The sequence below is a fragment of the Algoriphagus alkaliphilus genome (genome assembly GCF_900103735.1).
In the GTDB taxonomy this organism is placed as follows: Bacteria; Bacteroidota; Bacteroidia; order Cytophagales; family Cyclobacteriaceae; genus Algoriphagus; species Algoriphagus alkaliphilus.
Genome location: NZ_FMXE01000004.1, coordinates 13,560 through 40,195, shown reverse-complemented (window position 1 = coordinate 40,195; position 26,636 = coordinate 13,560). Strand labels below are relative to the sequence as shown.

Sequence of the window (26,636 nt, the reverse complement as noted above, 5' to 3'; positions counted from 1 at the left end):
TCTATATGAAGGTTAGGATTTGACTTTACCCAAGAATTTTTAACAGGATTACAGGGGTAAATAATTGCGGATAGCGGTCGAGTTCAGGCATTTTTGATTACTTTTGCAGCATCAAATTTTCAACTAAATCCGCTATTAATATGTCTTCAAAAAGAAAAATCACAGTAGCTTATGGTGACGGAATCGGTCCGGAGATCATGAAAGCTACCATCAATATTTTGGATGCGGCTGGTGCTCAACTTGAGTATAACGTGATCGAAATTGGGGAGCAAGTTTACTTGAAGGGGATCAGTTCGGGTATGGAACCTAGCGCATTTGAGTCGCTTCGCGAAACCAAAGTTTTTCTTAAGTCGCCCATTACCACTCCACAGGGTGGCGGATTTAAGTCTTTGAATGTCACTACGCGGAAGTCATTCGGCCTTTACGCCAATGTTAGACCATGTAAAGCTTTTTCACCTTTTGTCAAAACCCATTTTCCAAAAACCGACCTGGTGATCATCCGCGAAAATGAAGAAGACCTCTACGCAGGAATCGAGCATAGACAGACCGACGAAGTGTATCAGTGTTTGAAAATTATCTCTCAGCCAGGTTCTGAAAAGATCATTCGATATGCCTTTGAATATGCCAAAAAGTATGGCAGAAAAAAGGTGACCTGTATGACCAAGGACAACATCATGAAGTTGGCTGACGGGCTTTTTCACAAGACCTTTGATGATATTGCAAAAGAATATCCAACAATCCAAAATGACCATAAAATCATTGATATCGGTACGGCACTGATCGCTGATAGACCTGAAGTTTTTGACGTTATCGTGACCTTGAATCTCTATGGTGACATCATTTCCGACGTGGCTGCACAGGTTACGGGTTCGGTAGGACTTGGTGGCTCTGCCAATGTGGGTGAGGAAGTGGCCATGTTTGAGGCAATTCACGGTTCGGCACCTGATATTGCAGGAATGGACATCGCAAATCCGTCGGGATTGTTGAATGGTGCCATCATGATGCTGGTACACATTGGACAGCCGGAGATTGCAGAGAAGATTTCAAATGCTTGGATGAAAACCTTGGAAGATGGAATCCACACGGGAGACATCTATCAGGAAGGACTATCAAGTAAGAAAGTCGGTACGCAGGAATTTGCACAGGCTGTAATTGAGCGATTGGGTCAACTTCCTACCACGATGATTCCTGCAAGCTTTGACAAGGATGAAGTGATGCCGATGGATGTCAAACTTAGACCACGTACCAAAGCCAAAAAAGAATTGACAGGTGTTGATGTGTTTATCGATTGGGATCAGGATGCAAGAAATCCTAATGTGATCGGAGAAAGACTTCGCCAAGCCAATGCAAATGGGTTACAGCTGCATCTGATCACTAATCGTGGTGTGAAGGTGTTTCCAGAAGGCATGCGCGAAACGTTCTGTACAGATCACTGGAGATGCAGATTCAAAACAGATGACGGCAGCACTGTAACTCATTCACAAGTCTTGGATTTGCTTCTGCAGATTGAAAACTTAGGATATGATTTCATCAAAACTGAGCATCTCTACACATTTGATGGGGTTAGAGGATATTCCCTGGCACAAGGAGAATGACCTTTGAGTGCGCCGTGGCGTACTCGAAGGTTTGAAGAATATCGAATTTCAAACGTCGAATAATGAATATCGAATTATAAGGGGAGAAGGGAAACTTTCTCCTTTTTCTTTCTCCTCACTTGTACTTTGTACTTTGTACATGGTACTTTGTATTCCGATGCAAAAACGTGTTCTCATCATCACCTATTATTGGCCTCCGAGTGGAGGTTCTGGGGTACAGCGTTGGCTGAAATTTGCCAAATATCTTCCCGAAGCGGGATGGGAGTCTGTGATTTTTACACCGGAAAACCCTGATTTTGATCTGAAAGATGAGAGTTTGCTAGGGGAAGTTCCTCAGCAGCTTGAGGTGATGAAATTTCCGATTTGGGAACCTTACCAGCTTTTCTCAAAAATAAAAGGCACTTCCAATACTCATCCCGGAAGGCTTCTGGAGCAGAAGGAAAAGGGGGTTTTGGAAAAAATTGCCATTTGGATGCGAGCCAATCTGATTGTGCCTGACCCTAGGGTTTATTGGGTCAAACCCTCCGTTAAGTTTTTGACTGATTTGGTGAAAAGCGGTCAGTTTCAGGCAGTGATCACGACAGGTCCTCCGCATAGTGTGCACCTGATAGGCCGGGAATTGAAGCGAAAAACAGGCATTTCGTGGATTGCGGATTTTCGTGATCCCTGGTCGCAATGGGAATTTTTGGATACGCTCCCCATGAGTTCGTTCGTTCGGAGAAAGCACGAGAAACTTGAGCAGAGCGTACTCAAAGAAGCCGATGCGGTGATGACGATTTCTCCGACTTTTCAAAAAGACCTGGAAAAACTAGCTCATCGAAAAATCAAGTTGCTCACCAATGGTTACGATCCTACGGATATCCCTTTGGGTTTTTCTCCAAAGAAAAAAGAGCCGGGGAAGCTCCATTTGGTCTATTCCGGAATCATCGATTCGATCCGAAATCCGATTCCCCTGTTGGTAGCGATGAAAGCTGAATTTTTTGAAAAGGAAGAGTCGGTAGCACTGACCTTTGTAGGGAAAGTCAGTGATGTGGTAATTAATTATGTACAGGCAGATGATTGGCTGAAAAGCCGGATTCATTTTGCAGGATACGTCTCTCATCACGAGGTTTTTGGTTTTTATGCAAAGGCTGATGCTTTGGTTTTGATTCTCACGGACTCCAAAAATGCCAAAGGAAATATCCCCGGAAAGCTGTTTGAATACCTTGCTACAGGGATTCCTGTGTTGGCCTTAGGAGATCCCAATGGAGATTCTGCTCAGATTTTGATGGGTTCAGGAGCAAGTGAAGTGATTGCACATGTTGATTCAGCCGGAATCCGTAACAAACTTCAATCGCTCATGAATTCGGGATCTTTCGCGGTAAATCCCACAGGTTTGGTTAAGTATTCCAGACGAAGTTTGAGTATCCAACTAGGTAAAATTCTCGATGAACATACCCTTTCTTGATCTGGGCAGGATGGAGGCAAGCCTCAAACACCGTTTGAAGGAGCGGTTTTCCGACCTGATAGATGCCGGAATTTTTTCAGGAGGAAAGGAAGTGGAGGCATTGGAAAATTCAGTTTGCGACTTTTTAAAATCCAGCTTTTCGATTCCCTGCGCCAATGGAACAGATGCCTTGGAATTGGCACTTCGTGCTTTGGGAATTGGGTCTGGAGATGAAGTGATTGTCCCTGCCATGACTTGGGTTTCGACTGCCGAAGCGGTCGTGATGGTTGGTGCCAAACCTGTTTTCTGGGATACCGATGAAGAAGGTTTGTTGCGAAAAGACTGGGGAAAAGCCGTTGTCTCAAAGTCCAAAGCAGTGATCCCTGTTCACCTTTATGGTAAAATGGTGGATATGAAAGAATTAGATGAGAAGGCCAAATCTCTCGGTCTTTTCGTGATCGAAGATGCTGCACAAGCTTTTGGAGCATTCCAATATGGCAGAGCCGCAGGTACCTGGGGAGATGTGGGTTGCCTAAGTTTTTATCCTACCAAAAATATCGGAGCACTGGGAGAAGCAGGAATGTGCCTTACTCAGGAGGCAGAATTAGCCAAGAAAATCCGACTCCTTCTTAACCATGGTCAGCCCATAAGGGATCAGCATGAACTGGTCGGGCGAAATAGCCGAATCGATACGCTTCAGGCCGCTTTTTTGAATGTGATGCTGAAAGATTTTAAAGAAAATCAACAAAAGCGAAAAACAATTGCAAAGCGGTATTTGGACGCTTTTTCCGGGATTGAGGAACTGGGTTTGCCATCAGGAATTTTGGAGGAAGATCACAACGCTCATCTTTTTGTGATTCAAACGGAAAGAAGGGATGAACTGAAAGCTTTTTTGGCAGAGCATAGTATCGGAACTGCGATACATTATCCCAGAATACTACCGAAAATGAAGCCGTTTTTTAGTGAAGGACTCTATAAAAATGCAAGGAGTTTGGCTGATAGATGTCTTTCGATACCACTGAACCCTTTTATTCAGCCCATTGAAGTAGAAACAGTGGTAGAAGTTATAAAAAAGTTTTTTCGGTAAGAATTGTTTTCAGTCATTTATCATTCACGAGAGAGCCTTTTTCATCTTGAGTGGAAAGTTTTCAAAAGTAAAACTGAAGTCTTAAAATAAAAATGAGTCAATTGAAATCTGTGTTTTCCGGCTTGTTAACTAAGCGATTTTTGCTTCTTCATTTAGTATTCTGTTTTTCAATTACCGGTTATGCACAGGTTAGCCAAGTCACTATTTCAGGAGCAGTTAAGGAGCAGGGCAGCTCTACTCCTTTGGAATATGTCAATGTGGTTCTATTAGCTGAAAAAGATTCTTCCCTTGTCAAGGGAATGGTTTCTGATGCCAATGGAAGGTTTGTTTTTGATGCAATCCAGCCCGGATCTTATATAGTTCAGATCTCCTTCATCGGATATCATACCCTCAAATCGCCTGTGTTTGTCGGTAGTTTAGCCTCTTTTTTGGATCTCAAAGATTTCATTCTATCACCGGAAGTCAACGACCTTTCGGAAGTGACAGTGAGTGGAAAGCAGGATGAAGTAGATTTCAAATTGGATAAAAAGACCTTTATTGTTGCAGATAACATCAGTCAAAGTGGAGGCTCTGTTTTACAATCCATGCAGAATCTGCCTGGAGTGACTATTCAAGATGGCAAAGTGTTGCTTCGAGGAAATGAACGGGTGATGATTTTGGTAGATGGGAAGCAGACAGCTTTGACAGGTTTCAATAATCAGGCTGGGTTAGACAATATCCCGGCTTCATCCATTGAGAAAATTGAAATCATCAATAATCCTTCCTCCCGATACGATGCCAATGGAAATGCAGGAATTATCAACATCATTTATAAAAAGGAAAAACAAGAAGGATTTAACGGCAAAGTGGGACTAGCTGGAGGCTTGGGGGCCTTGTGGGTGAAGAAGGAAAATTATGAGGGGATCAGACCGCAATACCAAATGACACCTAAAATCAATCCCTCTTTGTCGCTCAATTCCAAACGCAACAATATAAATGTATTCTTCCAAGGGGACTACCTCTACACGGAAACCTTGAACAAAAATGAGTTTACCAAACGGGAATATAGCAAGGGGTTGGTAATCAATCAGCAGTTGAAAAGAAACCGGAACACGCATTTTTTGACAGCCAAAGCGGGAATGGACTGGGAGATCAACGAGAAAAACAGTCTGACAGTCTCCGGGTTATATGGGCTTGAAAAAATCATAGATCGGGGAGATCAACCGTTTTATAATGAAGAATTGAGCGAAAAGCTTAGACTTTGGCAATTCTTAGAGGATGAAGTGCTTACCACTATTGCCTTCTCGGCTGCACTTCGCCATCGATACGATCAGCCGGGTAGATTCCTGGATGTGGGCTTCAATTACAGTTTTAACAGGGAGGATGAGAAGTATTTCTTTGATAATACCTTGCCGGGATTCTTTAGTAATGAGGCATTTTTTCTAATCGCAGATCAAAATGTGTTCGATTTCAATCTGGATTATACCAAGCCGCTGAAGCATGGAAAACTCGAAACAGGAATCAAATTTCGGCAGCGTTCGATCCCGACAGATATGCGGTTTTTCGCAAGTGGGGATTCCTCTCCACTCGATACTCATGCAGATGGGCGGGCCACTTATTCTGAGATTATTCCGGCTGTATATGGGAATTATGTAATCGAGAAGAAGAAGTTTGATGCTGAAATCGGGATGAGATTTGAGTACGTGGATGTAAACTATAAAGTGGATCCCAACCACAACACCTACGAAAGCGATGGCTATCAATATGCACAGCCATTTCCAAATATCCGCTTGGGTTATAACCTGTCTGAGAACAATAAACTTTCATTTTCCTTCAACCGAAGGGTAGATCGGCCGTCGGAAGTGGACATTCGTGTTTTCCCAAAATATGACGATGCGGAGATCATCAAAGTTGGAAATCCAGGATTGCAGCCGCAGTTCACTTCATTAATGGAATTGGGCTTCAAGACGAGCTGGGAGTCAGGATATTTCTATTCTGCCTTATACCATCGCAGCATCAATCAGACAATCACCCGAATAGTTTCTCAAGTTCCGGGAAGCAATTTGATCTATGCCGTTTTTCAAAATGCGGACAAAAGCTTCAATTCAGGTATGGAAATGCTATGGTCACAAGAGGTCACTCCGTGGTTTTCTTTCAATTTGAATTTGATTGGATATTACAATCAAATTGATGCCTTCACAGTTGAAAATAAGTATCCGATCCCAAGTACTATTACTGTTAAAGAGCAGGATATTTTTTCGGGAAATTTCAAATGGAATGGGGTTTTCAAATTTGCTAAAAACTTTGATACTCAGATTTCAGCCGTATATCTGGCTCCTGATCTGATTCCTCAAGGAAGGATTGATAGCCGATTTTCGCTCGATTTGGGAGTTAAACGAATGATTCAAAAAGGCAACGGTGAGGTGTTTTTCAATGCCACAGATGTCCTGAATACGATGGTGATCAGGAAGGAAATAAACGGAACAACGTTTAATCTCTTCAGTTCGGATTATTACGAAACGCAAGTGGTTCGACTTGGGTATAGTTATAAGTTTTAAATAGGGAACGAAAAGTCGAATATTTAAATTGAATTTTCCCTATTTTCCCTCATGACTTTCACCCAAGAGCCGATTTTTATAGCGGCAACGCTCTGTGTTTCTGTCTTTTTTGCCAATTGGATGACTCGGTTTCCTTGGGGGAAAACGATCGGAACTCCCATTCTGGTCATCTTGCAATGCGCGCTTTTTTCTAATCTCGGAATTATTCCCAGTGCGATGGATGGAAGTCCGGTTTATGATGGGGTATTCCTTTATTTGGCTCCTTTGGGGATTTTTATCGCCTTATTGGAAGTGGATCTGAAAACCGTGAAAAAAGCAGGCCTGCCTCTTTTATCCATGTTTCTGTTGGGAGGGCTCGGAACTGTTGTGGGTGTATTAGTGGCTTGGTTTGTAGTCAATCCAGCCGTGGAAATAGGGGATTTAGCACCAGCGGTAGCTGGGATGTTTACAGGCACCTACATCGGAGGTTCGATCAATTTCAATGCAGTTGCGCTTCATTACAAGGTAAACGAAGCCGGAAATCTGTTTGCTGCAACGACGGTCGTAGATAATCTGATCGGAACACCCTGGATCATTGCCACATTGATTTTGCCGAAATATTTACAGAAATGGTTTCCCAGAATGAAACTGGCTTCAGCAGCTACGACTGTTAAAAACGACGGAATTGAATCCATTTCGATCAGTTCCTTAGCTTCCATTTTAGCCCTGGGATTGCTGGGAATGACTGTCAGCAAAGTGTTGGTTTCTTACTTTCCGCTGGTTCCGGAGATTATTTTCCTGACGACCTTGGCATTGATTCTTGCGCAGTTTCCGGCAGTTCAGCAATTGTACGGAAAGCATACCCTTGGCTTTTTCTTTATTTTGATCTTTCTGGCCGTGATTGGGACCTTGTGCGACTTTAGGGCATTGGCTGGCGTGGGAAGCCTGGCAGGGACGCTGATTTTGTTTGTCGGTTTACTGGTATTGATTCATGGGTTGGTGATATTCGGGGTTGGAGCACTGTTCAAAATGGACTGGGATGTGATAGCTGTAGCTTCACAGGCGAATGTGGGAGGAAACACGACTGCGTTCGCAGCTGCTGAGAGTTTGAACCGGCCTGATTTGTTGATTCCCGGTGTGTTGATGGGGAGTTTGGGAAATGCGCTTGGGACGTATGTGGGGTTTGCGGTAGCGGGAATTTTGTAAAGTATCAAGTAGCTAGATTTTAGTGCCAAGAAGTGGAGACAAAAGCCAAAAAGCTGATTAAAATGATCAATGACCAATAATCAAACTCAATTTTCAATTTTTGAAGAACCCAATAACTTAATAACCCAATAACCAATAAGCCAAATACCATGGAAGCCAGTATTCTCACCCAACTCTTCTTGCCTCTTGCCTTGGCAGTCATCATGTTTGGAATGGGGCTCAGTCTCCGGTTTGATGATTTCAAGCGGATTTTGATCTATCCCAAAGCAGTGGCAATTGGGCTGACCAATCAACTCATTTTGTTGCCTTTGGTGGCTTTTGGTCTGATCAAGCTTTTTGGCTTGCAGACAGAACTTGCGGTGGGACTGATGATTTTGGCGGCTTGTCCCGGAGGAGCAACCTCCAATTTGATCACTCATTTGGCCAAAGGTGATTCCGCACTTTCGATCACTCTGACCGCGTTTTCTTCGTTGATTGCCGTTTTTACTATTCCCTTCATTGTTAATTTTGCCATTTTGTATTTTATCCCAAGTGGAGAGTCCCAGCCACTAAATGTATTCGGGACGGTCATTTCGGTTATATTCATTACCATAATTCCTGTAGCGATCGGTATGATGGTGTTGAAAAAATCTCCTCAACTGGCGCAAAAGTGGGATGCGCCGTTTCGAAAAATCTCCGCGGTTTTCTTTGTAATTATTCTACTTGCTGCGATCCTCAAGGAGCGGGAAAATCTGATTGAATACTTCGCTGAGGCAGGCCCCGTTGCTTTGGTACTTAATCTTGCCACCTTGGCCTTGGGATATTTCAGTGGAAAAATCCTGGGCTTGAGTAAAAAGCAAAGCACTACCATCGCCATCGAGTCTGGGATTCAAAACGGAACGCTGGGCATTACCATTGCGGCTACACTTCTGGTGAACTCCACGATGACGATACCATCTGCGATTTATGGTTTGCTGATGTTTGGGACAGCAGGGATACTTATATTTTTGGGGAATAGAAAAGGCAAATCTTAAGATGCAAGAGGCGAGAAACAAGAGACAAGAAGCGAGACGGAAATTGCGATGGGCTGAGTTCCTTCCATTTGGTTTATGGTAATTTCAACGCCTCTGTGAGTGTCCTCACTCACAGACAATACAACTGCTTTGGTTACAAATTGAAGCGTCCTAGGTCTTCACTCACAGTTTTCCACTGGAAAAACCTCCATTTGCTGAAGCTTTAACTTTCATAAATAGTTTTCAACTTTTGAGTTTCTTCAGCGGCTTCTTGGATTATTTTTGGCAAAAGAAAAATAGAAATCCAGCCGATTGCCATTGCTGAAATGGTAATCCATGCCATGATTCCTTCAAAACTTACTTCCATAGGGATTTGAGTTCCTGTCAGGTATTTGGTTCCGTGAAATACTAGTTGCAGTATTAAATGCATTCCCCACATAAAGCTAAAAGCGTGTTTGAAAACTGCGTAGTTTTTAAATTGTCTTCCGACTCGATAATAGTAGATTAGGAAAAAGATCACAGTGATCACCAATCCAATTACACCCCATCCCGGAGCAGTTAATTTTTCCCCGAAAAGCGTAAAATTCTTGCTTATAAAGTTTAAAGCCCAACCCAATAAGAATAAATAGATGACTCGATAGGAGGTAAAGAAAGCCCTCAGAATAGCCCAATATCTGGACTGAAACTTCTTTTGGATACCTTTTTTGTAGGATTCTTCCAAGTCGCTGAAACCAAAGATTCCAAACTCTGAATGTGTTTTTCGAAAAGCTTCTTCCAGACTTAGTTTTGGATTTTCTTCCATCAGCACCTCAACCCGACAGGCCACATGATCGAGAATCTCATACTGCACATCGATCTCATCATAGCCTTTGAAGGAAATGAGTTTTTTGAGGGCAGAGATTTGGTCGGGGGAAAGGTTCATGCTGTTTTCAGTTTTTTGAATTGGCGGAAAAGGTTAGCGTAGCCAGAACATAATATGAAAGAGAAGCAAGCTGTCATGAAAAACAGGAGTTGATGATTAGATGCTCCGGTCCAAGCCAATCGCTCCAGTTTTAAGAAAAACTGTGAAAAGGTGGCAATGAAAAAAAATACAGTACCGGTGGTAAGCAATCGGGAGTTTCTAATATATTTATTTGCCCAAAGTATCAGAATGAACCCGAGGAAATAGGCAATTGAAAAAGCGGATTTGAGTGCTGTCTCTGCAAATTCTGGGGTGTTTTTCGAGAAAAGATTGATGAAAGAGCCGATGATAAAAGTCATTGCTATAGATTTCACCACAAGTCTCAAGTCACCAATATTTCCAAAAAACTCTTTTACAGCATTTAAGTTAGCTTGTATCAGGAGATTTCGTTGGAATTTTCGAGGATTGACTTCCATCATTGTCTTATGAAGTAATCTTTCAAAGTCAATTTCATTTTTGAGCTCCGCCTCAATTTTGCAAGCGATATGGTCTGTCATTTCGGCGCAGATGTCATTGTATTTGACACGGCGCAATCTGATTTTTTGGTTGATTCGGATAATTTGTTCAGGAGATAGCATCATTGAGTATTTCTTTTAACTGATAAATCAGAGGAAATTGCCAACAGGCTAATCGAGTATAGAAGACTGAATACGGTAACGATTCCCATTCCCACCACAAACAATGTATTTGTAAGGATGGCCCCATCAGAAAAAATATTTGGCATCACATAAATCCAAACAAAAAGATTATTCAATATCCCAACTCTTTTCAAGACAGTTGTTGACCTGACGGAGATTGGTTTATGACGGAGACTGAAGGAAAGTGCATCTCTTTTTATAATAAATACTCCAGCGGACGTGCAAATAATTATTGCTAAAAAAACGAGTAGTAATTCAGATGCAGGAATAGCGATAATGCAAATTACTAGGATAGAAAGTGATGCAAAACTGATCAACAGTCCGTTTATTCCTCGATTCCAGAACTTTAGAAATTTCAACTGTGCTACTAATACTTGCTTGGAAACATTTTTTTCTAATTCCTTTTCCATCTTTTTCACCACCGACCAAGCAAAAGTCTCATTGAGTTGCTGGAAATTGACTTCAAACTCTTCGGTTGGCTTTTTCTCCAATTCGGTGAAATAATGGTCCCGCAGCTCGTGGTAGATTTCGAGATACTGGATTTTAAGGCTTTCCAGTCGCTGATCAATTCGGGCGATTTCTTGAGGGGAAAGTGTTCTCATATAAAAGCAGTTTTAGATTTGAGTTTCCATACTTCTAGAAGAGAAAGCATATATAGGATCAACAAGTCAGTAATCACTGCCGCTATACCAGGCGCCAAGTCCGAAAAGGGCAATTCTATTGATAACAGCGTCGGAAAGTAAATCAGAACCTGAGCAAGCATGACGGGCAAATAAAATCGCTCAGAAATGGGCGTGGAAGCACTTGATGTAATTGGAATGCCCATTTCTTTGAAAATCCTCTTGATGGGTCGGGTTTTTTGTCTGACTCTCCAATCAAAGACAAAACTCATGATCACCAACAAAATCAAAGGGGATAATAAGAGGATTCCGATTTCTTGCTGAGACTTAGCTTGATTCGCTACAAAAAAGATAATTGCTAAAATCCCCGCTGCATAGATCCATCGGGATGTGCAAAAGTAGCTTTGGAGAACTTTCCATTGGGTTTTGCCGATGTCTTCCCTTACTGACTTGTTGAACTTGGATTGGAGGGTATGGCAGTAGGCATAGGTGAACTTTTGGTCTAACTCAAAAAGTTGATTGTTAAATTCTTTATCCGGGTAATCTTGCAGGTGACTGACATAATGGTCATAGATTTCCGCTAGTACTTCCGCCGAGGAGATTTCTTTATGAAAAATCGCTTGTTGGATTTCCTTGAGTTCTGATTGGTTCAATTGCCTCATTTTTCAAAAATTAAAATCCCAATTCCGGCTTCAATCCCGGATTGATGATTCGTTGCATATTTTCCACAAAGGCCTGAAGTTCTGCTAGTTTGGAACTGACTTCTTTTTGACCGTCTTTGGTCAAGCTGTAGTATTTCCGCACTCGGTTGTCCACCTGCTGTATTTCGGTCGTGAGAAGTCCTTCAGCTTCCAGTTTGTGTAGGGCAGGGTAGAGGGCTCCCTCGGTGATTTTGATCTCGCCGGCGGTGAGCTCCTTCACTTTTTGGGTGATTTCGTAGCCATACATCTTTTCATTTTCCTCGAGTAGTTTGAGGATAATGGTCTGAAGACTTCCTTTGATTAGATTACTGTTGGACATGGTGTGTTAAATCTTGCTTCGAATATATTAATTCCTTTTATACATAAGAAACTGATGCATTATTTTTTTTCAAAAAAATAGAAGCAATTTTGAACCAATGAAATTCATCCTTCAACTCATTTTCTGCCTATCCTTTCTTGCGTCAATTCCATGTTTTGGTCAGACCTATTACAATGAAACGGGCAAGCGAATCCTTCAAGGTGACTATGAGGAAAAGATCTTAAACGGCCCTTATTTTGGAGTTCCGGGCGATGAAGAAGGTGTGATGAAATTGGTACATCGAATGCCCGCTGGACTAGTCGACGCAAAGTTCATTTATCAAAAATTGGGTTTGGAGGATGCTTACTCAGCAGGCAGACCGCTGATCGTGCTCTACTATCCGGGTAAAGACGAATGTAATTCGACAGGTTTGGGCAATACCCCTGAAAGTCTGAGAAAAAAAGTAAAGGCTATATCCCGCTATGCCGAAAAGCATGATGCAGTCGCTCCTTTGTATTTTTACAAAAATCCTCATGGCTTGGAAAAATATCAGGGAATCCAACAATGGACAGCTGATCCGGATGGGCTTTTTGAGAATCAGTTTTTTCCTTTTCATTATCCCTGTGGAAGCTTTGTGGTGATCAGTCCAAAAGGAAAATTCCGGGCCATATTGGGGGAGTATCCGATTTCGCAAATCGATGTAGCACTAAAAAAACTTTGAAATGGAAACCAATTATCAAGAGCCTAAAATCAGATTGGCGACAGCAGCGGATTTGGGAGATTTATTGCATTTGGCCCGAACTTCATTTTTACAGGCCTTCACCGCTGGCAACAAACCCGAAAATGTACAAGCCTATCTCAATGAGGTATTTACGCTTGATCAATTCGAAATTGAACTAACCAACTCCGCATCCACATTTTTTGTAGCTGAACATGACGGTGACTTAATTGGATACACCAAGGTCAATCAGGTGCCTGCGCAAACGGATGTACATGATCCGGAGAGTCTGGAAATCTCCAGACTTTACGTACTCGAAGATTTTTTGGGACTGGGATTAGGAAAAAGGCTTTTGGAAACAGCAATTGACTTTGCGAAGCAAAATCAAAAAAAATACCTCTGGCTGGGAGTATGGGAAAAGAATGCACGTGCGATCCGATTTTATGAAAAAAATGGCCTCCGAATTTTCGGGAGCCATCCCTTTCCTTTCGGAGATGAAATTCAAACGGATTATTTGATGCGTGTTGATTTTCAACAGATTGCTTAGCTTTATTTTTTTATTCGGAACATTAACTTTAAATACTTTTAGTCAACACTCAAATGAAAGAAAAGAATTGGATTTGGATAGTTTGCATCGCGATTTTTGGATCGGGTCTTTACTTTCAGTCGATATGCTTTGACTACACCTTAGATGATGGTCTTTTTATTATTTCCAATCGAATAACCACCAAAGGAATGGAAGAGTGGACTGAACTCTTCAAGTACGGTTCCATGAATTTCATAGAGATTAGTCCGGTTAATTCCGGGATTTATCGTCCTTTTACTCTGCTAACTTTTGCTTTGGAAAATGAGCTGGTGGGGAAGTTTAATCCAATGGTCAGCCACTCAATTAATTTGATTCTTTATTTTTCCCTTTTGATGATCGTGGGATGGATTCTGGTTTTTCTCATTCAGAAACGTTCGCTTCCATGGTGGGTAGCTGGCTTGACCCTATTTCTATTTGCAGTGCATCCTGTGCATGTGGAAGTGGTGGCATCTGCAAAAAGCAGAGACACATTACTTTCAGCATTATTTGCGTTTAGTGCCATTTTGATTTGGGTTCAAAATTATAAAAACCTGAAGGCAGGTCACTGGATAGTGCTACTGAGTTTGTATTTTTTCTCCCTGTTATCAAAAGAAGAGAGTATCCCTTTGATAGCCTTAGTCGGGTTAATTGCCTATTTTTTTCTGGGGAAAACGCCTTGGGAAGCAGCGAAATCTACTTTGCCTTTTGCTGCAGTAGCTCTTGTTTACTTGTTAATTCGAGGGTTAATACTTGACAGTGCTTCAACTGCTTATGACTCTTATGTCAACAGTGTGATGTATATGGCCAACGGATCTGAAAGATTGGCTACCAACTTCTACATCTATCTGCAATACTTGAAGTTGTTGATTTTTCCCCATCCTTTATCTTGGGATTATTCCTTTAGTCAGTTAACTGTTCAGAATTTCCAAAGTATGCAAGTTTGGCTCAGTATTTTTATTTTTGGTGCAGTGATTTACTTCGCTGTCAAAGGGTTCAAGGAAAGAAATTTGTTCAGTTTTGGTATTATTTTCTACCTGGCCACTTTTTCGATATTTTCCAATATAGTGCCTGCGTTGATCATAGGTTCGAATCTTGGAGAGCGATTTCTGTTCGTCCCGTCTTTGGCCTTTTCTTTTCTGGTAGTTTACCTGCTTTTTGTGCTGTGTAAGAGATTACCGGGCAAATGGGCAAACCTTTTTCCGATTTTGCTATTGATTCCTGTTTTGCTTGGATTCTCTTGGAAAACTTTTGACCGGACGAAGGTGTGGAAAAACAACTTCACCATAACTAAAAACGATGTTAAAAGTGCTCCAAAAAGCTGGAGAACGCATGCTTTTTACGCAGATGAGCTGAGAAAATTGGGTTTGGAAATGAAAAAAGATCAACCTGATTCCGCAAGAAACAACTTTTTGGAAGCAAAAAAGGAATATGAAATCATGCTGGGTATCCTAGGTAAAAATATGCCGGTCTCTCAATACTTGAGTGCCTATGCAGAGGTATTGATTCTGCTTGGGGATAGCACAAAAGCTATTTCAACTCTGGAAACAGCGATTGAGAAGAACCCCAGATCATTTTATCCCTTATTCCAGTTGGGTAGATTTAATTTTGATAAGGGTAATTATAGTGAGGCTGAAATTTTTTATCTCAAGGCACTTCAGGCGGATAAGGCTAGTCTTGGTCCTCTGTACAAAAATTTAGGTCTCACTTATTCAAGGATGTTTCAAAAAGAAAAAGCCGTAGTTGCTTTAGAAAAGTCGCTCCAATATTCTGAAGATCCGGAAATCAAAAAAGTATTGGGTTTTTTGTATTCCGAACTTGGTCAAACGGAGAAAGCCTCCCAATATCTTATAAGCGATGAAGTTAGCACTCCTGAAGAAATTCAATTTGTCAGTGCTTTGATTAAGGGAAATTCGGCGTTTGAAAAGAAAGATTACAAGACGGCTTTGGGTGAATACCTTAAAATAGAACAAGTATATGATCAGGTAGACGGCCAGTCTAAGTTTCCTTCTTTTTTCTCAGCCTTCGGAAAAGCACTTCTCGAGACTGGGGATACCACTGGTGCCAAAATTAATTTTCTCAAAGCCGTAGAGAAAATGAAAAGTCAAGATCCTGTAGTTTATACCAACTTGGGGACGATAGCTTTTCTAAAAGACAAAAACTTCTCACTGGCGGAGAACTATTATAAAAAAGCCATGGAATATGGTGTTGAAGATAAATTTAGCGGTTATTCCAACATTGGAATGACCCAACTCGCACAAAAGAAAGAGAAAGAGGCTTCTGTAACTTTTGAAAAAGCGTTGGAATTTGGGAGCAGTAGATCTGTTATTGGAAACCTCTATTTGTTGAACAGATCGCTCGGTAATGTGGAGAAAGCCAACTACTACCAAGGCCTTCTTGGTACTCCTAAATCAAACTGACAGATTATCAATAGCCAAATAAAGGAAATTCCTAAACCTGAAAATTTCCCATTTGATATTTTTAAAGGTGCAGGAAAAATCGGGCTTATCAAAAAAAAATGGCCTCCGAATTTTCGGAAGCCATCCCTTTCCTTTCGGAGATGAAATTCTATCGGATTAGTTGATGCGTGTTGATTTTTAGCTGCCCAATTCTCCTTTTCTTGCCATTCTTTGCATCTTTTTGTTCGCGAAAATGGCCACCTCAACCCGGCGGTTTTGTGCTCTGGCTGCAGCTGAAGTATTGGGTACTGCTGGCATTTCTTCCCCGAATCCCCGACTTCGTAACCGTTTAGTTGCCACGCCGGAATTACTCAGGAATTGTTCTACGTTCAAAGCTCTTCGTTGAGACAAAGTTTGGTTGTATTCGGCTGTCCCGGTGTCGTCGGTATGTCCCTCGATTACTACTTTGGTGTCAGGATATTTTTTTAAAGTCGTTGCCAGATTTTCCAGATTGTTCCGGGAGTTTGAATTCAATGAAGCCTGATCTACCGCAAAGAGAATTCCTGAATCGAAGGTGATTTTGATTCCCTCACCTACGCGTTCGACTTTGGCGCCTTTGAGGTCTCTTCTTAATTCTTCGGCTTGTTTGTCCATTTCTCTTCCGATAATGGCCCCGGCAGATCCTCCGATGGCAGCACCCACTATTATTCCTGTCGCCGTATTGTTTTTAGAGATCAGTCCGCCGATTACCCCACCGGCTGTACCTCCGATTGCACCACCTTTGACAGCATTGCTGGTTTTGCAACCTATAGAGGCCAAGGAAAGGCTGGTGATGAGAATCAGTAATAAAAATTGATTTCGCGTTTTCATGAGTGTTTTGATTTGTGAAATTTTGGTATGTTTTACTGGTGTCAAAAGATCAATTCCTATTCCAACCTTTTCCCATCAATTCTACTAGTCCAAAGCAAAAAAAAATGGGGAATCCTGCATCATATTAGACCAGAATTCCCCACTTTAAAAATAAAAGAAGTTTTGTTTTTGAAGTCCAGCTTATGGCTGAGTTGATCCGCCTTCAGCTTTCTTTGCCTCTTCCTGCATTTTTTCATTTGCAACAATTCCGATTTCTACTCTACGGTTTTCACTTCTTCCGGCTACGGTAGTATTGTCAGATTTGGGCATTGCCTCCCCAAATCCATGGGTTGTAATTCTTGTACCACTTACTCCTTTGTTTTTCAAGTATGTTTCCACAGAAGTAGCGCGCTCCAAGGAGAGTTTCAAGTTGTGTTTTTCAGTTCCGGTATCATCGGTATGACCATCAATAATGATATTGGTGTCTGGGTATTTGTTCAATGTTTTGGCAAGGCTGTCCAAATTGGCTCTGGAAGAAGGATTAAGCGATGCTTTGTTGATATCAAACAACAATCCTGAATCGAAGGTCACTTTGATTCCTTCGCCAACCCGTTCCACTTCAGCTTTCTCCAATTCTCTCTCCAGTTCTTCGGCTTGCTTATCCATCTGTCTTCCGATAATGGCCCCGGCTGACCCGCCGATCGCTGCGCCTACGATTATACCCGTTGCCGTATTGTTTTTGGAAATTAACCCGCCTAGCACTCCTCCTGCAGCCCCACCGATTGCACCGCCTTTCAGTGCATTGCTTGTCTTACAACCGATAGAAGCTACCGCCAGAATGGAGATCAGGAATAGACCCAAGATTTTATTGTTCGTTTTCATAGTTTGTGATTTAACCCCTCCCTGTGTGTTTGTAATTGCAGCGATTGGGCATTGGCTTCCAGTTCAATTGCTGTACCATCATGAATTGAATGAATGAGGCTTGATTTAAGATTAAAAACTGGGGAATAAAGCCCCGATTTCGGGAACATTCCCCAGTTTGAAAGCAATTCCTTGAATGGATTGGTTTGCAAAGGTGATTCGGGTAATTTTGAAGAAAAAAGCATCATGCGCCGATTTCTTCTTTTTGCCGTAGGTTATGCGGGTGTCCTTTTCAATATTTTTGCTCAACAGAAAGAACCCATTGTAATTATGATTTCACTGGATGGATTCCGATACGACTACGTGGAGCGATTTCAGCCGGAAAACCTACTTAAGTTCATTTCTGAGGGAGCAGCAGCAGAAGGCTTGATTCCTTCTTTTCCCAGCAAGACTTTCCCCAATCACTACACCATTGCTACGGGAATGCTTCCCGAAAATCACGGATTGGTGGACAATTCTTTTTATGAGCCTTTCAAAGATCAGGTTTATAACATGGGAAATCGGAACATAGTACAAGATGGATATTGGTATGGAGGTACGCCGATTTGGGTATTGGCTGAAGAAAACGGCATCAAAGCAGTGAGTTACTTTTTTGTGGGTTCGGAGGCACCTGTGAAAGGAATCCGGCCAAGTGAATACTTTGACTATGACGGGAATGTGCCAAATCTTACCCGGATTTCACAGGTTTTCTCATGGATGCTGTTACCGGATAATGAACGGCCAAGTATGATTACACTCTATTTTTCAGACATGGACGATGTTGGTCATGCATACGGACCTTCTAATGATGAAAAATTAAAGGAAAGACTTGATAAACTTGATCGGGAATTGGGGGTGCTTTTTGAAGGTCTGAAAAGCTTTGATTTACCGATTACTGTAATTTTGGTATCCGATCACGGAATGGCGGATGTGCCTAAAGACAAGCTGATTAATTTGGATCAATTGACCGAAGGGATAAATGCCCGAATAGTGAATAATGGTGCCTTGGCTCATCTGTATTTGGAGGATCCTTCTGAAAAAATAAAAGTGATTGAATTACTCAAGTCCCGTGGATCAAATTTCAGCGTTGATGATCTGTCCAAAAATGAAAATTACACGGACATCTCCCGTTTTCCCCAGCGGATCGGAGACTTGATGATTATACCGGAGTTTGGCTATTACCTTGTTGACAACAGAGGAATGCTCCGCTATCAAAATCGGTCCGCGATGCTGAAAACAGATGTCTACGGGGAGCATGGTTTTAGTCCCAAAAACCAAGAAATGTGGGGAATTTTTTATGCTAAGGGGCCAAGAATTAAAGTTGGACATCAAATTAAGCCTTTTCAGAATATCCATATTTACCCACTTCTTTGTCAGCTTTTAGGATTGGAAATTCCGGCTGGAATAGATGGCAAAAAGGAAGTATTAGCTCCAGTATTACGTGATTGAAATGAAAAGATCAGCAATCCAAAGTCGAATGGAGGTTGATTTTCTGGTGCGAAGATTTTATGATCGCGTCAGGCTTCATCCTTCGCTCGGACCAATTTTCAATAGCGTAGTCCAGGATTGGGAGATCCATTTGGTTCACCTTTCGGATTTTTGGGAAATGATTTTGCTCCAGACCGGGCCGGGAGCTGGGAAATTCAATCCCGTCAAAGTTCATCGTGAAGTTGACAAATCTGTAGATCATAGTATAGAACAGGCTCATTTTGGCAATTGGCTGGAACTGTGGTTTTCAACTATTGATGCGTATTTTGAAGGTGATACGGCAGATTATGCCAAAGAACACGCCCGTCGGATGGCTCATATGCTGTTTATTCGGATTTGGGAAGCGAGATCGAAGTAATAGCCAATTCCTACGGATAGTAGGAGTAGGTTTTTGAACAAAATAATTCGAAATACATTTTTAATCTTTCGAAATGATTTTATGGATTAAAATAAATCGTAATTTAAAAGTGTATTTTCCACACCATACGATGAAAAAAACTCTTTTTATTCACTTTATTCTCCTTTTTTCAGCAGTCTCAATAAGTTTTGGGTTTCAAACCAGTCCTCTGTTTTCAAGCCAAGAACCCCTGCCAATCAAGATGTCATTCTCGATTAAAGAATTGAGGAAAAATACCAATGACTCCACCTACATGGATTCATTTCTTATGCTGGAGTCGAGCCCGGGACAGTGGGACACCATTCCTTTAGAAATGCGAACCCGTGGTAATTTTCGTCTTGCCAATTGCCTTTATCCCCCTATCAGAATCAAATTCAAGAATAAGAAAATCAACGGGACTGTTTTTGAAAATAATAAAAGTTTGAAGTTGGTCCTTCCCTGCCAAAAAGGAAAAGGTGCTGATTCCTATATTGGGAAGGAGTATTTGGCTTATCAGCTTTTGGAAGACATCACCCAGTACTATTTTGATACTCGATTGGTTCAAGTCAATTTCACTAACCTTGATGATAAGAAAGGAGGAGAGACTTCTCTTTTGGGCTTTTTGATTCAGGACGATGATGAGGTAGCTGCCCGATTTGGTGGAAAAATTGTAGTAGGAAGAAAAATTCTCCCTACAGTCATGCAAGATTCTGCAACTGTCAGACAGGACTTTTTTCAATTCATGATTGGCAATACGGATTTTTCAACACTTTTTCTCCACAACCAAAAAGTACTTCAGTTGGATGAAAAAACGATCATTCCTTTAGCTTACGATTTTGACATGTGTGGACTGGTTAGTCCCCCATATGCTCAAGTTAGTCCTCAGTTAAACATCAAGTCAGTGACGGACCGCCTGTACCGGGGATTTTGTAGAGATGAGGCCTTTGTTCAGGCGATCAGACAGGAGTTTTTGGCAAAGGAGTCTCAATTCTGGAGTACTGTCGAACGCCAACAGCACTATATGTCGGATACAGATATGAAGATGACAAAAACCTTTCTGAAGGGGTTTTTTGATGTATTAAAAAACGACAGACTTTTTCGGGATCAAATACTGACCGCATGTAGAGGTAGCGACGGTGCAGTTCAAGGTAGATAAGAACTGAATTGTCATTTTTGCAGATTTTACTAATTCTGGAGCCACAGTTAAGTTAGTTTGCATACACTGCAATTCAAGATTGGATTGCAAGTCGCTTTTTTTGAATTTCAATTATAAAAAGCAGGCAGCTTGATCGACTTTGGGTGATTTGAAACGGTTTGCACGGTAAATTTCCTAAATCTTTTGAATGGTCAATTCAAAAAAGATAAGGGGATTTTTTATGTGCAACTTAACTTTTGTGGCTCAACCGTGTAGAAAAGGAGTAGACTCCTGATGATTTCTGATTTTTGAACTTTATTTTTTGATTTTTCCTGTTCGACAATTTTAACTGTAAGTAACCAAATAAATTCTGACATCAAACCTTTTTAGTCGTTATGCAAAACCAAATAGAAAAATCCAGGATAATGATTGCAGTTTTCAGGGAGTTTGGCATTCCCATCACCGGATCCAGAAAGCAAATGCGATTTTATTCCGAAATCCCGGTGGACAAATTTTATGTTGAGGGAATCCTTTTCGAATTGGAATGCAGACTTGGAGTTTTGCTGGACGATGAAGATAATCAGCAGATTGATTCTCCCCTGGATGTGATTCGTTCTTTTAAGGATAAAGACATTGCCTGATTACCATTTGGCATCAAAGAACTTTTGGGTAGATTGTATGGACAAATAGCCCAATGAAAAATCTACTTTCAATACTCGTTCTGCTTACCTGCCTTCAAGGCGTCTCTTTTTCACAAGTTTCACTTTTTGACGGAAAAAGCCTTTCAGGTTGGTACATGGATGTGCCTGATCTTCAAAAAGACAGCAGCTTAAGAAAACCATTTATTGTGAGGGATGGATTATTGGTCAGCTTGGGGACTCCGGGAGGCCATTTGATTTCGGATAAAAGCTATGTAGACTACATTCTGGAATTTGAATATCGATTTGTTGGAGATCCGGGCAATTGCGGGGTTTTAGTCCATGCCTCCACACCCAGAGCTTTGTACGGGATGTTTCCAAAATCCATAGAGGTGCAAATGATGCACAGCAACGCAGGAGATTTTTGGTGTATTCAAGAAAATATCCAAGTGGAGGATATGGAGGAAAGAAGGGGCCCGAGGGAAAACTGGGGAGTAACAGAAGGCAAGGAGCGGCGGATCATCAATTTGACGGATGGTTCCGAAAAACCACTTGGAGAATGGAATCGGATGAAAATCAAATGTGAGGGCGATAGAATTACCGTGTGGGTTAACGGAGATCTAGTCAATGACGGATTTGGTGCCACTGCTCAGAAAGGTCAAATTGCACTTCAGGCCGAAGGGGCAGAGGTGGAATTTAAAGGATTGATTTTGACATCCTTGAAATAAAAATAGGATTGATAGCTTATTGGAGTTTATAGTCTCATACTATTTTTTCTTAGGGCTGTGACTAAAACCCATTTGAGGGTTTAGGTCATTTTTTGGAGATCCTAATTCTGAGGGTTTGAATTGGATTTTTTGAAAAAACATTACAGTCACCCTGCATTTAACCCCGAGCAGGAAATCGGCAAAATGCATCAATAAAGTCATCTCAAAATCCTCCTGTCAAGTTCAAGAGGATAGCTTTTAAATTCAAGCGAATTGAAATTGCCGGAAAGTGGGTTGATTACATAATTCTGGGAACTCTGATCCACCACCGAAGGTACAGCAAAGCAAAGAAGGCCTGATTTCAACAAGTAGGTGCCATATTCCATTGATGCTCTGACTGCCGGGATTTGATTCCATCCCAAGGGTAACTCATCAGTTTTGGGCATAAAAATGAGTTGGTCTGGAATGTTGATTTCCATGACAGCATAGCGAATATAGCGATCAGCAGACAGTAGTTCGGGATCAATTGTCAAACGCTCGAGTAAGGAAGCTGAGACACTTGATCCGGCATAGACTGCCGGAGTACCCGGAAGATTCCACCTGCCTCCGTAGATTTTGGCTCCTTCACCGCTTGCGTCGCAGTATTGGGTTAGCGCCAGTCGGTAGACTTTCATGTCTGTCAAATAGCAATCCCGTGCTGTAATCGCATGATCTCTGCCTTGAGGAGGTCAAGACCTGCCGAGACATCGATCAGATCCAGGGGGATCCGATTGCCGAGTGAGAAAAGCGGACGCTCCATCCATCTACGGAAACCCTCGCGTCCAAAGTAATTGACTCCAATCGCATATAGCTCAGCCAACTCGTAGAGCCGCTCAGACTGACCTGTATCAAAAATATCCTTGCGCTGCAAGGTTTTGGCAGAAACTCCCAAGGCATCGGCAAGGGTATTGTAATCCAGGCCAGAAAGCTCCTTGAAGCTCTCGAATGAGCTTTTTTCGAGGCCATTGCGAAAAGTATCAACCCGATTGAGCGGCTCATCCAGCCAATCAAAATCCACTCTAAGAATATCTTGAACAGACAAATGAGCTTTTTGGTAGACAGCTACTGCAGGCTCGCTGACTTTAGATGATTTCTTTGCCATGGTTGAACTCAGTAATTTGTCTTCTAAGATAACGTAATTTGTCCTAATTTGAATAATTTTTCCTCGATTTTTTTATTATGCCTCTTTCGTGGGGTCAGAATTAGTTTCCTTGGAGGGAAAGTGTCTTGAGAAGTTTCTCACAGATGACACAGATATCAAATGAAAGGCAAAATTTAATATCCAAGACTTCTTTTTGCTGCTTTGCAAGGCCTTTTTCTATAGCTTAATAGCCAATAACTTATTAACTATTTCTCAATAACTCTTTTTGGTGTCTTTCAGTCTTTGTGGCAAACAATCTTAATCGGCCGCATTCCAATACGCCATTCGCTCCAGAAGATTCACTTCGATCGAATAGAAGCCAAACTCCTCTGTCACTTTTCCCTCGATCCGGTAGATCGCCCGGCCCTTGAAGGGATGTTTTTTTACCACAGGAGGGAAATGCACTGTGTCGATCCAGTCACCTTCCCGATCCAGAAAAGTCCCAAAGTTCATTACCTCGCCCTTGACGGTCCGGGTGTATTTGACTGTCACTAGATAGCCGAGGATCATCACCGTTTTCCCCAAGTGACTTTCCAAATCCCGTGCTTTGATGCCTTGGGTACGTTGATCTTTGACCAGGTGAAAAGGGGAGTCCAGCGGAAACTCCAGGATATCGATCTGATCGAGAATTTCTTGCCGAATATCCACCGCTTCCAAGACCGGGATTTCTGGTTGACGATTGCCAAAAGAAAGTCCTCCTGAGCGGAAAAGCTCATTCATGGCAGGAATAGCTTTCCGCTTGTTGAGGATAAAATGCGCTTCCCAGAGTAATTCCTGCTTGGCTTTTCCCGTAAAGCGAAAGCAAGTAATGCGGATCAGGATCAGCAATTGCTCCAGACTGATCGCAACCCGCGCCACAAAGCCTGCCAAACCCAGAAAGGGTCCATTTTCCAGACGCTCTACGAGAAGCTTTTCTACAGTCGCTTTTTCCAAAAATTTTATGTGGATCAGGCCCAAGTACACGGTCTTTCCTGTGATGCGAGTCAGGTAATCACTTTCGTTGATGTGTGGAGCCTGAATGTCCGCACCGTTCATCCGAAGCTCATGAATGTAGAACTCGGTGTGGTAAAATCCCCCGAAGTTATTCACCACGCCCACCATGAATTCCAGCGGGAAATGGGCCTTGAGGTAAAGGCTTTGGTAGCTTTCTACAGCAAAGGAAGCCGAGTGGCCTTTGGCAAAGGAATACCCCGCAAAGCTCTCGATCTGATACCAGACCTCGGCGGCGACTTTGTCCTCCCGACCCATTTCCTTGCAGTTGCTGAAAAACTTCTCCCTGATCCGCTGAAACTCATCCTTGGAGCGGGATTTTCCGCTCATTCCTCTTCGCAGGACATCGGCTTCGCCCAGACTGAGACCAGCAAAGTAATGGGCGACTTTGATCACATCTTCCTGATAGACCATGATCCCATAGGTCTCGGGCATGACGTCGGCGAGGACAGGATGAGCCATTTTCCTTCGCTCTTCATCCACATGACGCAGGATGTACTCCCGCATCATTCCGGATCGGGCGACTCCGGGTCGGATGATGGAGCTGGCCGCCACGAGCTCCAGGTATTCATCCGCTTTCATCTTGGACAGTAGCATCCGCATCGCCGGAGATTCCACGTAGAAGGCACCGATCGTGTGACCCGTTCGCAGCATTTTCTTGATTTTCGGGTCTTTTTTAAACTTATCGACTTCGCGGATATCCACTTTTACACCCTGATTCTGATAGATCGTCTCGATGGCGGACTTGATGTGTCCAAGTCCCCGCTGACTGAGAATGTCAAACTTATGCAAGCCTATATCCTCAGCGATGTGCATGTCGATATGGGCGAGAGGGAAGCCCTTTGGCGGCATGTCCGTGGCAGTATAATAATGGATGGGTTTGTGCGAAATCAAGATCCCGCAGGCGTGTATCGTCAGATGCGAAGGCATGTCGTGCATCACCTGACTGTATTTAATGATCAGCTTCCCGAATTGATCGGGCTCGTAGCCTTCCTTATTCGCAAAATGGATCAGTGATTCGATGTCTGACTTGGGCAAGCCGAAGACCTTTCCCAGTTCCCGAAAGACGGAGTTGTACTGAAAGGTGCTGTAGGAACCCAAAAGCGCAACATGTTCGACCTTGCCCCGATTGTACTTTTGGAAAATGTAATCGGTGACCTCATCCCGATCCGTCCAGCTGAAGTCGATGTCAAAGTCAGGGGGATTTTCCCGATAGAGATTGATAAATCGCTCGAAGTACAAGTCCAGCTCGATCGGATCCACATCGGTGATTCCGAGACAATAGGCCACGATGCTGTTGGCACCGGAACCCCGACCGACATGGTAGAAGTTGCGGTGCTGTGCAAAGGTGATGATGTCGTAATTGATCAGAAAGTAGGACACGAAGCCCTTTTGCTGGATGAGTTCGAGCTCTTTTTCGATGCGTGTGCTGACTTCCGGCTGTAGGGCGGGATAGCGTCGCAGTGCGCCTTTGAATGCCTCCTGTCGGAGAAAGTCGAAGTCTTCCCAGTCCGAACCCAAGATATCGCGTCGGTTTTTGACAGCCTGAAAGTAGAACGAAAACTGGCACTGTTCGAGGAGCTTTTGGGCGTTGACGAGCAGGTAGCTGTGGCTTTCGCAGCGGGAGACCAAGTCGGCATAGGTGTAGAATTGATCGGTGGCGTCACCTTGCGCTTCTTTAGGGAGCTTGCTCAGGAGTGTGTTTAGATCGATGCTCCGCAAAAGGCGATGCGCGCTAAACTGGACTTTGGACGAAAAAGTCGCAGGTTGGAGTAGAACGAGCTTTTCCTTTTTTCGAAACCAGGGAGAGGAAATCAAGCGGTTGAGCTGTCCGGGATGCACGCCGATGAATTCATTTTCCCGCAGGGGAATCAACTTCTCCGGTAAAGGATAAATGACGAAGCTGTTTTCAAATGCAGGAGCTTTGGAGGTGAACTCCCTTTTGTAGACGAGATGATCGGAGAGATGCCGGTTGAGTTCATAGAGTCCTTCCTGATTCCGGGCCAAGCCGATGTATTGCTGTTGGATTCCATTGCGGAAGTCGATGCCGATCACGGGATGGATTCCGGATTTTTGCGCAGCACGGATAAAGGGAAAAATCCCTGCCGTGCAGTTGATGTCGGTGAGGGCGAGGGCATCGAGTTTTTTACCTTTCGCCTCAGCGATCAGCGCTTCCACAGACATCGTCCCGTATTTGAAGCTGAAGTGAGAATGGCAATTGAGAAACATTGGAAGTAAGAAATATGAAGTACGAAATACGAAGAGCGGAAATACGCTTCGTGAAATATGCGTTGCGAAATAGGTTTCCTGCGGAAGCGAGATAGTTCCAGCAGTTAATGCTTGAGGGTCGCCCAAGGCAGTGTCTCCACTGCCGCAGTTAATAGTTATTTTGTTTTTGTTGTCCTGCTTCTCCTCCGATATATCCATCGGGGCTGGACATATCGGGTCGCTCGGGAAAAGCAGCTAACGATTGAATTTGGATTGGAAGTCCAGGAATCAGACCTCGGGATTACAAATCCCGAGGAGCCCAACTTTTCCAAAGTTTCAAACTTTGGAAAAGTTGGGCTGGGCAAAAATGTTAATTATATTAACATTTTTATGTTTATAAATTAGACAAAAGAATTGAAACCATGTCAAGGGCTTCACTGATTTTT

General features: G+C 42.6%; 24 protein-coding genes. 14 read left to right on the top strand and 10 right to left on the bottom strand.

Features of this window, described 5'->3' with window-relative positions:
- The first annotated feature begins 140 nt into the window (after positions 1–140).
- The 6 genes from BLQ81_RS02760 (at position 141) to BLQ81_RS02735 (ending at position 8,843) form a co-directional block, all read left to right on the top strand.
- Positions 141–1,595 carry an NADP-dependent isocitrate dehydrogenase gene (locus BLQ81_RS02760; protein ID WP_092728434.1) on the top strand — a complete coding sequence of 485 codons (1,455 nt, stop codon included), beginning with the start codon at positions 141–143 and terminating at the stop codon, positions 1,593–1,595.
- A gap of 157 nt (positions 1,596–1,752) precedes the next feature.
- Positions 1,753–3,042, top strand: coding sequence for a glycosyltransferase family 4 protein (locus BLQ81_RS02755; protein ID WP_092728593.1), 1,290 nt, complete (start codon positions 1,753–1,755; stop codon positions 3,040–3,042).
- Positions 3,023–4,108, top strand: a complete 1,086-nt coding sequence (locus BLQ81_RS02750) for a DegT/DnrJ/EryC1/StrS family aminotransferase (RefSeq protein ID WP_092728433.1) — start codon at positions 3,023–3,025, stop codon at positions 4,106–4,108. The genes BLQ81_RS02755 and BLQ81_RS02750 overlap by 20 nt, the downstream gene beginning before the upstream one ends.
- A 92-nt stretch (positions 4,109–4,200) precedes the next feature.
- Complete coding sequence (locus tag BLQ81_RS02745) at positions 4,201–6,645, top strand: outer membrane beta-barrel family protein (RefSeq protein ID WP_092728432.1); 2,445 nt, start codon at positions 4,201–4,203, stop codon at positions 6,643–6,645.
- 51 nt (positions 6,646–6,696) lie between these two features.
- Positions 6,697–7,830 carry a DUF819 family protein gene (locus BLQ81_RS02740; RefSeq protein WP_092728431.1) on the top strand — a complete coding sequence of 378 codons (1,134 nt, stop codon included), beginning with the start codon at positions 6,697–6,699 and terminating at the stop codon, positions 7,828–7,830.
- A 149-nt stretch (positions 7,831–7,979) separates the two neighbouring features.
- Complete coding sequence (locus tag BLQ81_RS02735) at positions 7,980–8,843, top strand: bile acid:sodium symporter family protein (protein ID WP_092728430.1); 864 nt, start codon at positions 7,980–7,982, stop codon at positions 8,841–8,843.
- A 202-nt stretch (positions 8,844–9,045) separates the two neighbouring features.
- Here BLQ81_RS02735 and BLQ81_RS02730 read toward each other — a convergent pair whose 3' ends face one another.
- From BLQ81_RS02730 to BLQ81_RS02710, 5 genes are read right to left on the bottom strand one after another with little or no spacing between them, the layout of a single operon-like run.
- Positions 9,046–9,744 (bottom strand): hypothetical protein, encoded by a 699-nt coding sequence (locus tag BLQ81_RS02730; protein WP_092728429.1) that lies wholly within the window; start codon positions 9,742–9,744, stop codon positions 9,046–9,048.
- Entirely contained in the window at positions 9,741–10,361 is a 621-nt protein-coding gene (locus BLQ81_RS02725; protein ID WP_175454156.1) for a hypothetical protein, read from the bottom strand. The genes BLQ81_RS02730 and BLQ81_RS02725 overlap by 4 nt, the downstream gene beginning before the upstream one ends.
- Positions 10,361–11,023, bottom strand: a complete 663-nt coding sequence (locus BLQ81_RS02720; RefSeq protein ID WP_092728427.1) for a hypothetical protein — start codon at positions 11,021–11,023, stop codon at positions 10,361–10,363. The genes BLQ81_RS02725 and BLQ81_RS02720 overlap by 1 nt, the downstream gene beginning before the upstream one ends.
- Positions 11,020–11,703: a hypothetical protein gene (locus tag BLQ81_RS02715; RefSeq protein ID WP_092728426.1), complete on the bottom strand. Its 684-nt coding sequence runs from the start codon at positions 11,701–11,703 to the stop codon at positions 11,020–11,022. The genes BLQ81_RS02720 and BLQ81_RS02715 overlap by 4 nt, the downstream gene beginning before the upstream one ends.
- Positions 11,704–11,713: 10 nt before the next feature.
- Positions 11,714–12,061: a PadR family transcriptional regulator gene (locus BLQ81_RS02710; protein ID WP_092728425.1), complete on the bottom strand. Its 348-nt coding sequence runs from the start codon at positions 12,059–12,061 to the stop codon at positions 11,714–11,716.
- Between the two features lie 97 nt (positions 12,062–12,158).
- Here BLQ81_RS02710 and BLQ81_RS02705 point away from each other — a divergent pair, with 97 nt between their 5' ends.
- From BLQ81_RS02705 to BLQ81_RS02695, 3 genes are read left to right on the top strand one after another with little or no spacing between them, the layout of a single operon-like run.
- A complete protein-coding gene (locus BLQ81_RS02705; protein ID WP_092728424.1) occupies positions 12,159–12,761 on the top strand; it encodes a hypothetical protein in 603 nt (200 codons plus the stop codon).
- A 1-nt stretch (position 12,762) separates the two neighbouring features.
- Complete coding sequence (locus BLQ81_RS02700) at positions 12,763–13,305, top strand: GNAT family N-acetyltransferase (protein WP_092728423.1); 543 nt, start codon at positions 12,763–12,765, stop codon at positions 13,303–13,305.
- A 53-nt stretch (positions 13,306–13,358) separates the two neighbouring features.
- Positions 13,359–15,740, top strand: coding sequence for a tetratricopeptide repeat protein (locus tag BLQ81_RS02695; RefSeq protein WP_092728422.1), 2,382 nt, complete (start codon positions 13,359–13,361; stop codon positions 15,738–15,740).
- Between the two features lie 177 nt (positions 15,741–15,917).
- Here BLQ81_RS02695 and BLQ81_RS02690 read toward each other — a convergent pair whose 3' ends face one another.
- Together BLQ81_RS02690 and BLQ81_RS02685 are read right to left on the bottom strand one after the other, a co-directional pair.
- Positions 15,918–16,589, bottom strand: a complete 672-nt coding sequence (locus tag BLQ81_RS02690) for an OmpA family protein (RefSeq protein WP_092728421.1) — start codon at positions 16,587–16,589, stop codon at positions 15,918–15,920.
- A gap of 180 nt (positions 16,590–16,769) precedes the next feature.
- Positions 16,770–17,450 (bottom strand): OmpA family protein, encoded by a 681-nt coding sequence (locus tag BLQ81_RS02685; protein WP_092728420.1) that lies wholly within the window; start codon positions 17,448–17,450, stop codon positions 16,770–16,772.
- 225 nt (positions 17,451–17,675) lie between these two features.
- Between BLQ81_RS02685 and BLQ81_RS02675 the strand changes: the two genes are divergently transcribed.
- From BLQ81_RS02675 to BLQ81_RS02655, 5 genes are all read left to right on the top strand, one after another.
- Positions 17,676–18,917 carry an alkaline phosphatase family protein gene (locus tag BLQ81_RS02675; RefSeq protein WP_092728418.1) on the top strand — a complete coding sequence of 414 codons (1,242 nt, stop codon included), beginning with the start codon at positions 17,676–17,678 and terminating at the stop codon, positions 18,915–18,917.
- A 1-nt stretch (position 18,918) separates the two neighbouring features.
- A complete protein-coding gene (locus tag BLQ81_RS02670) occupies positions 18,919–19,314 on the top strand; it encodes a group III truncated hemoglobin (protein WP_092728417.1) in 396 nt (131 codons plus the stop codon).
- Between the two features lie 241 nt (positions 19,315–19,555).
- Complete coding sequence (locus BLQ81_RS02665; RefSeq protein WP_139183551.1) at positions 19,556–20,488, top strand: hypothetical protein; 933 nt, start codon at positions 19,556–19,558, stop codon at positions 20,486–20,488.
- 374 nt (positions 20,489–20,862) lie between these two features.
- Positions 20,863–21,108: a hypothetical protein gene (locus BLQ81_RS02660; protein ID WP_092728415.1), complete on the top strand. Its 246-nt coding sequence runs from the start codon at positions 20,863–20,865 to the stop codon at positions 21,106–21,108.
- A 53-nt stretch (positions 21,109–21,161) separates the two neighbouring features.
- Complete coding sequence (locus BLQ81_RS02655) at positions 21,162–21,833, top strand: 3-keto-disaccharide hydrolase (protein WP_092728414.1); 672 nt, start codon at positions 21,162–21,164, stop codon at positions 21,831–21,833.
- A 197-nt stretch (positions 21,834–22,030) separates the two neighbouring features.
- On the opposite strand, the gene BLQ81_RS02650 is transcribed toward BLQ81_RS02655, so the two are convergent.
- The 3 genes from BLQ81_RS02650 to BLQ81_RS02640 all read right to left on the bottom strand — a co-directional run bounded on the left by BLQ81_RS02650 (position 22,031) and on the right by BLQ81_RS02640 (position 26,211).
- Complete coding sequence (locus tag BLQ81_RS02650; RefSeq protein ID WP_092728413.1) at positions 22,031–22,486, bottom strand: RES family NAD+ phosphorylase; 456 nt, start codon at positions 22,484–22,486, stop codon at positions 22,031–22,033.
- A 5-nt stretch (positions 22,487–22,491) separates the two neighbouring features.
- Complete coding sequence (locus BLQ81_RS02645) at positions 22,492–22,953, bottom strand: antitoxin Xre/MbcA/ParS toxin-binding domain-containing protein (RefSeq protein ID WP_092728412.1); 462 nt, start codon at positions 22,951–22,953, stop codon at positions 22,492–22,494.
- 297 nt (positions 22,954–23,250) lie between these two features.
- Positions 23,251–26,211, bottom strand: a complete 2,961-nt coding sequence (locus tag BLQ81_RS02640; protein ID WP_092728411.1) for a DNA polymerase III subunit alpha — start codon at positions 26,209–26,211, stop codon at positions 23,251–23,253.
- Positions 26,212–26,636: the final 425 nt, after the last annotated feature.

Excerpts from the sequence above, each read along its gene's own strand:
- BLQ81_RS02760 (WP_092728434.1), top strand. The coding sequence starts at position 141 with ATGTCTTCAAAAAGAAAAATCACAGTAGCTTATGGTGACGGAATCGGT.
- BLQ81_RS02755 (WP_092728593.1), top strand. The coding sequence starts at position 1,753 with ATGCAAAAACGTGTTCTCATCATCACCTATTATTGGCCTCCGAGTGGA.
- BLQ81_RS02750 (WP_092728433.1), top strand. The coding sequence starts at position 3,023 with ATGAACATACCCTTTCTTGATCTGGGCAGGATGGAGGCAAGCCTCAAA.
- BLQ81_RS02745 (WP_092728432.1), top strand. The coding sequence starts at position 4,201 with ATGAGTCAATTGAAATCTGTGTTTTCCGGCTTGTTAACTAAGCGATTT.
- BLQ81_RS02740 (WP_092728431.1), top strand. The coding sequence starts at position 6,697 with ATGACTTTCACCCAAGAGCCGATTTTTATAGCGGCAACGCTCTGTGTT.
- BLQ81_RS02735 (WP_092728430.1), top strand. The coding sequence starts at position 7,980 with ATGGAAGCCAGTATTCTCACCCAACTCTTCTTGCCTCTTGCCTTGGCA.
- BLQ81_RS02730 (WP_092728429.1), bottom strand. The coding sequence starts at position 9,744 with ATGAACCTTTCCCCCGACCAAATCTCTGCCCTCAAAAAACTCATTTCC.
- BLQ81_RS02725 (WP_175454156.1), bottom strand. The coding sequence starts at position 10,361 with ATGCTATCTCCTGAACAAATTATCCGAATCAACCAAAAAATCAGATTG.
- BLQ81_RS02720 (WP_092728427.1), bottom strand. The coding sequence starts at position 11,023 with ATGAGAACACTTTCCCCTCAAGAAATCGCCCGAATTGATCAGCGACTG.
- BLQ81_RS02715 (WP_092728426.1), bottom strand. The coding sequence starts at position 11,703 with ATGAGGCAATTGAACCAATCAGAACTCAAGGAAATCCAACAAGCGATT.
- BLQ81_RS02710 (WP_092728425.1), bottom strand. The coding sequence starts at position 12,061 with ATGTCCAACAGTAATCTAATCAAAGGAAGTCTTCAGACCATTATCCTC.
- BLQ81_RS02705 (WP_092728424.1), top strand. The coding sequence starts at position 12,159 with ATGAAATTCATCCTTCAACTCATTTTCTGCCTATCCTTTCTTGCGTCA.
- BLQ81_RS02700 (WP_092728423.1), top strand. The coding sequence starts at position 12,763 with ATGGAAACCAATTATCAAGAGCCTAAAATCAGATTGGCGACAGCAGCG.
- BLQ81_RS02695 (WP_092728422.1), top strand. The coding sequence starts at position 13,359 with ATGAAAGAAAAGAATTGGATTTGGATAGTTTGCATCGCGATTTTTGGA.
- BLQ81_RS02690 (WP_092728421.1), bottom strand. The coding sequence starts at position 16,589 with ATGAAAACGCGAAATCAATTTTTATTACTGATTCTCATCACCAGCCTT.
- BLQ81_RS02685 (WP_092728420.1), bottom strand. The coding sequence starts at position 17,450 with ATGAAAACGAACAATAAAATCTTGGGTCTATTCCTGATCTCCATTCTG.
- BLQ81_RS02675 (WP_092728418.1), top strand. The coding sequence starts at position 17,676 with ATGCGCCGATTTCTTCTTTTTGCCGTAGGTTATGCGGGTGTCCTTTTC.
- BLQ81_RS02670 (WP_092728417.1), top strand. The coding sequence starts at position 18,919 with ATGAAAAGATCAGCAATCCAAAGTCGAATGGAGGTTGATTTTCTGGTG.
- BLQ81_RS02665 (WP_139183551.1), top strand. The coding sequence starts at position 19,556 with ATGTCATTCTCGATTAAAGAATTGAGGAAAAATACCAATGACTCCACC.
- BLQ81_RS02660 (WP_092728415.1), top strand. The coding sequence starts at position 20,863 with ATGCAAAACCAAATAGAAAAATCCAGGATAATGATTGCAGTTTTCAGG.
- BLQ81_RS02655 (WP_092728414.1), top strand. The coding sequence starts at position 21,162 with ATGAAAAATCTACTTTCAATACTCGTTCTGCTTACCTGCCTTCAAGGC.
- BLQ81_RS02650 (WP_092728413.1), bottom strand. The coding sequence starts at position 22,486 with ATGAAAGTCTACCGACTGGCGCTAACCCAATACTGCGACGCAAGCGGT.
- BLQ81_RS02645 (WP_092728412.1), bottom strand. The coding sequence starts at position 22,953 with ATGGCAAAGAAATCATCTAAAGTCAGCGAGCCTGCAGTAGCTGTCTAC.
- BLQ81_RS02640 (WP_092728411.1), bottom strand. The coding sequence starts at position 26,211 with ATGTTTCTCAATTGCCATTCTCACTTCAGCTTCAAATACGGGACGATG.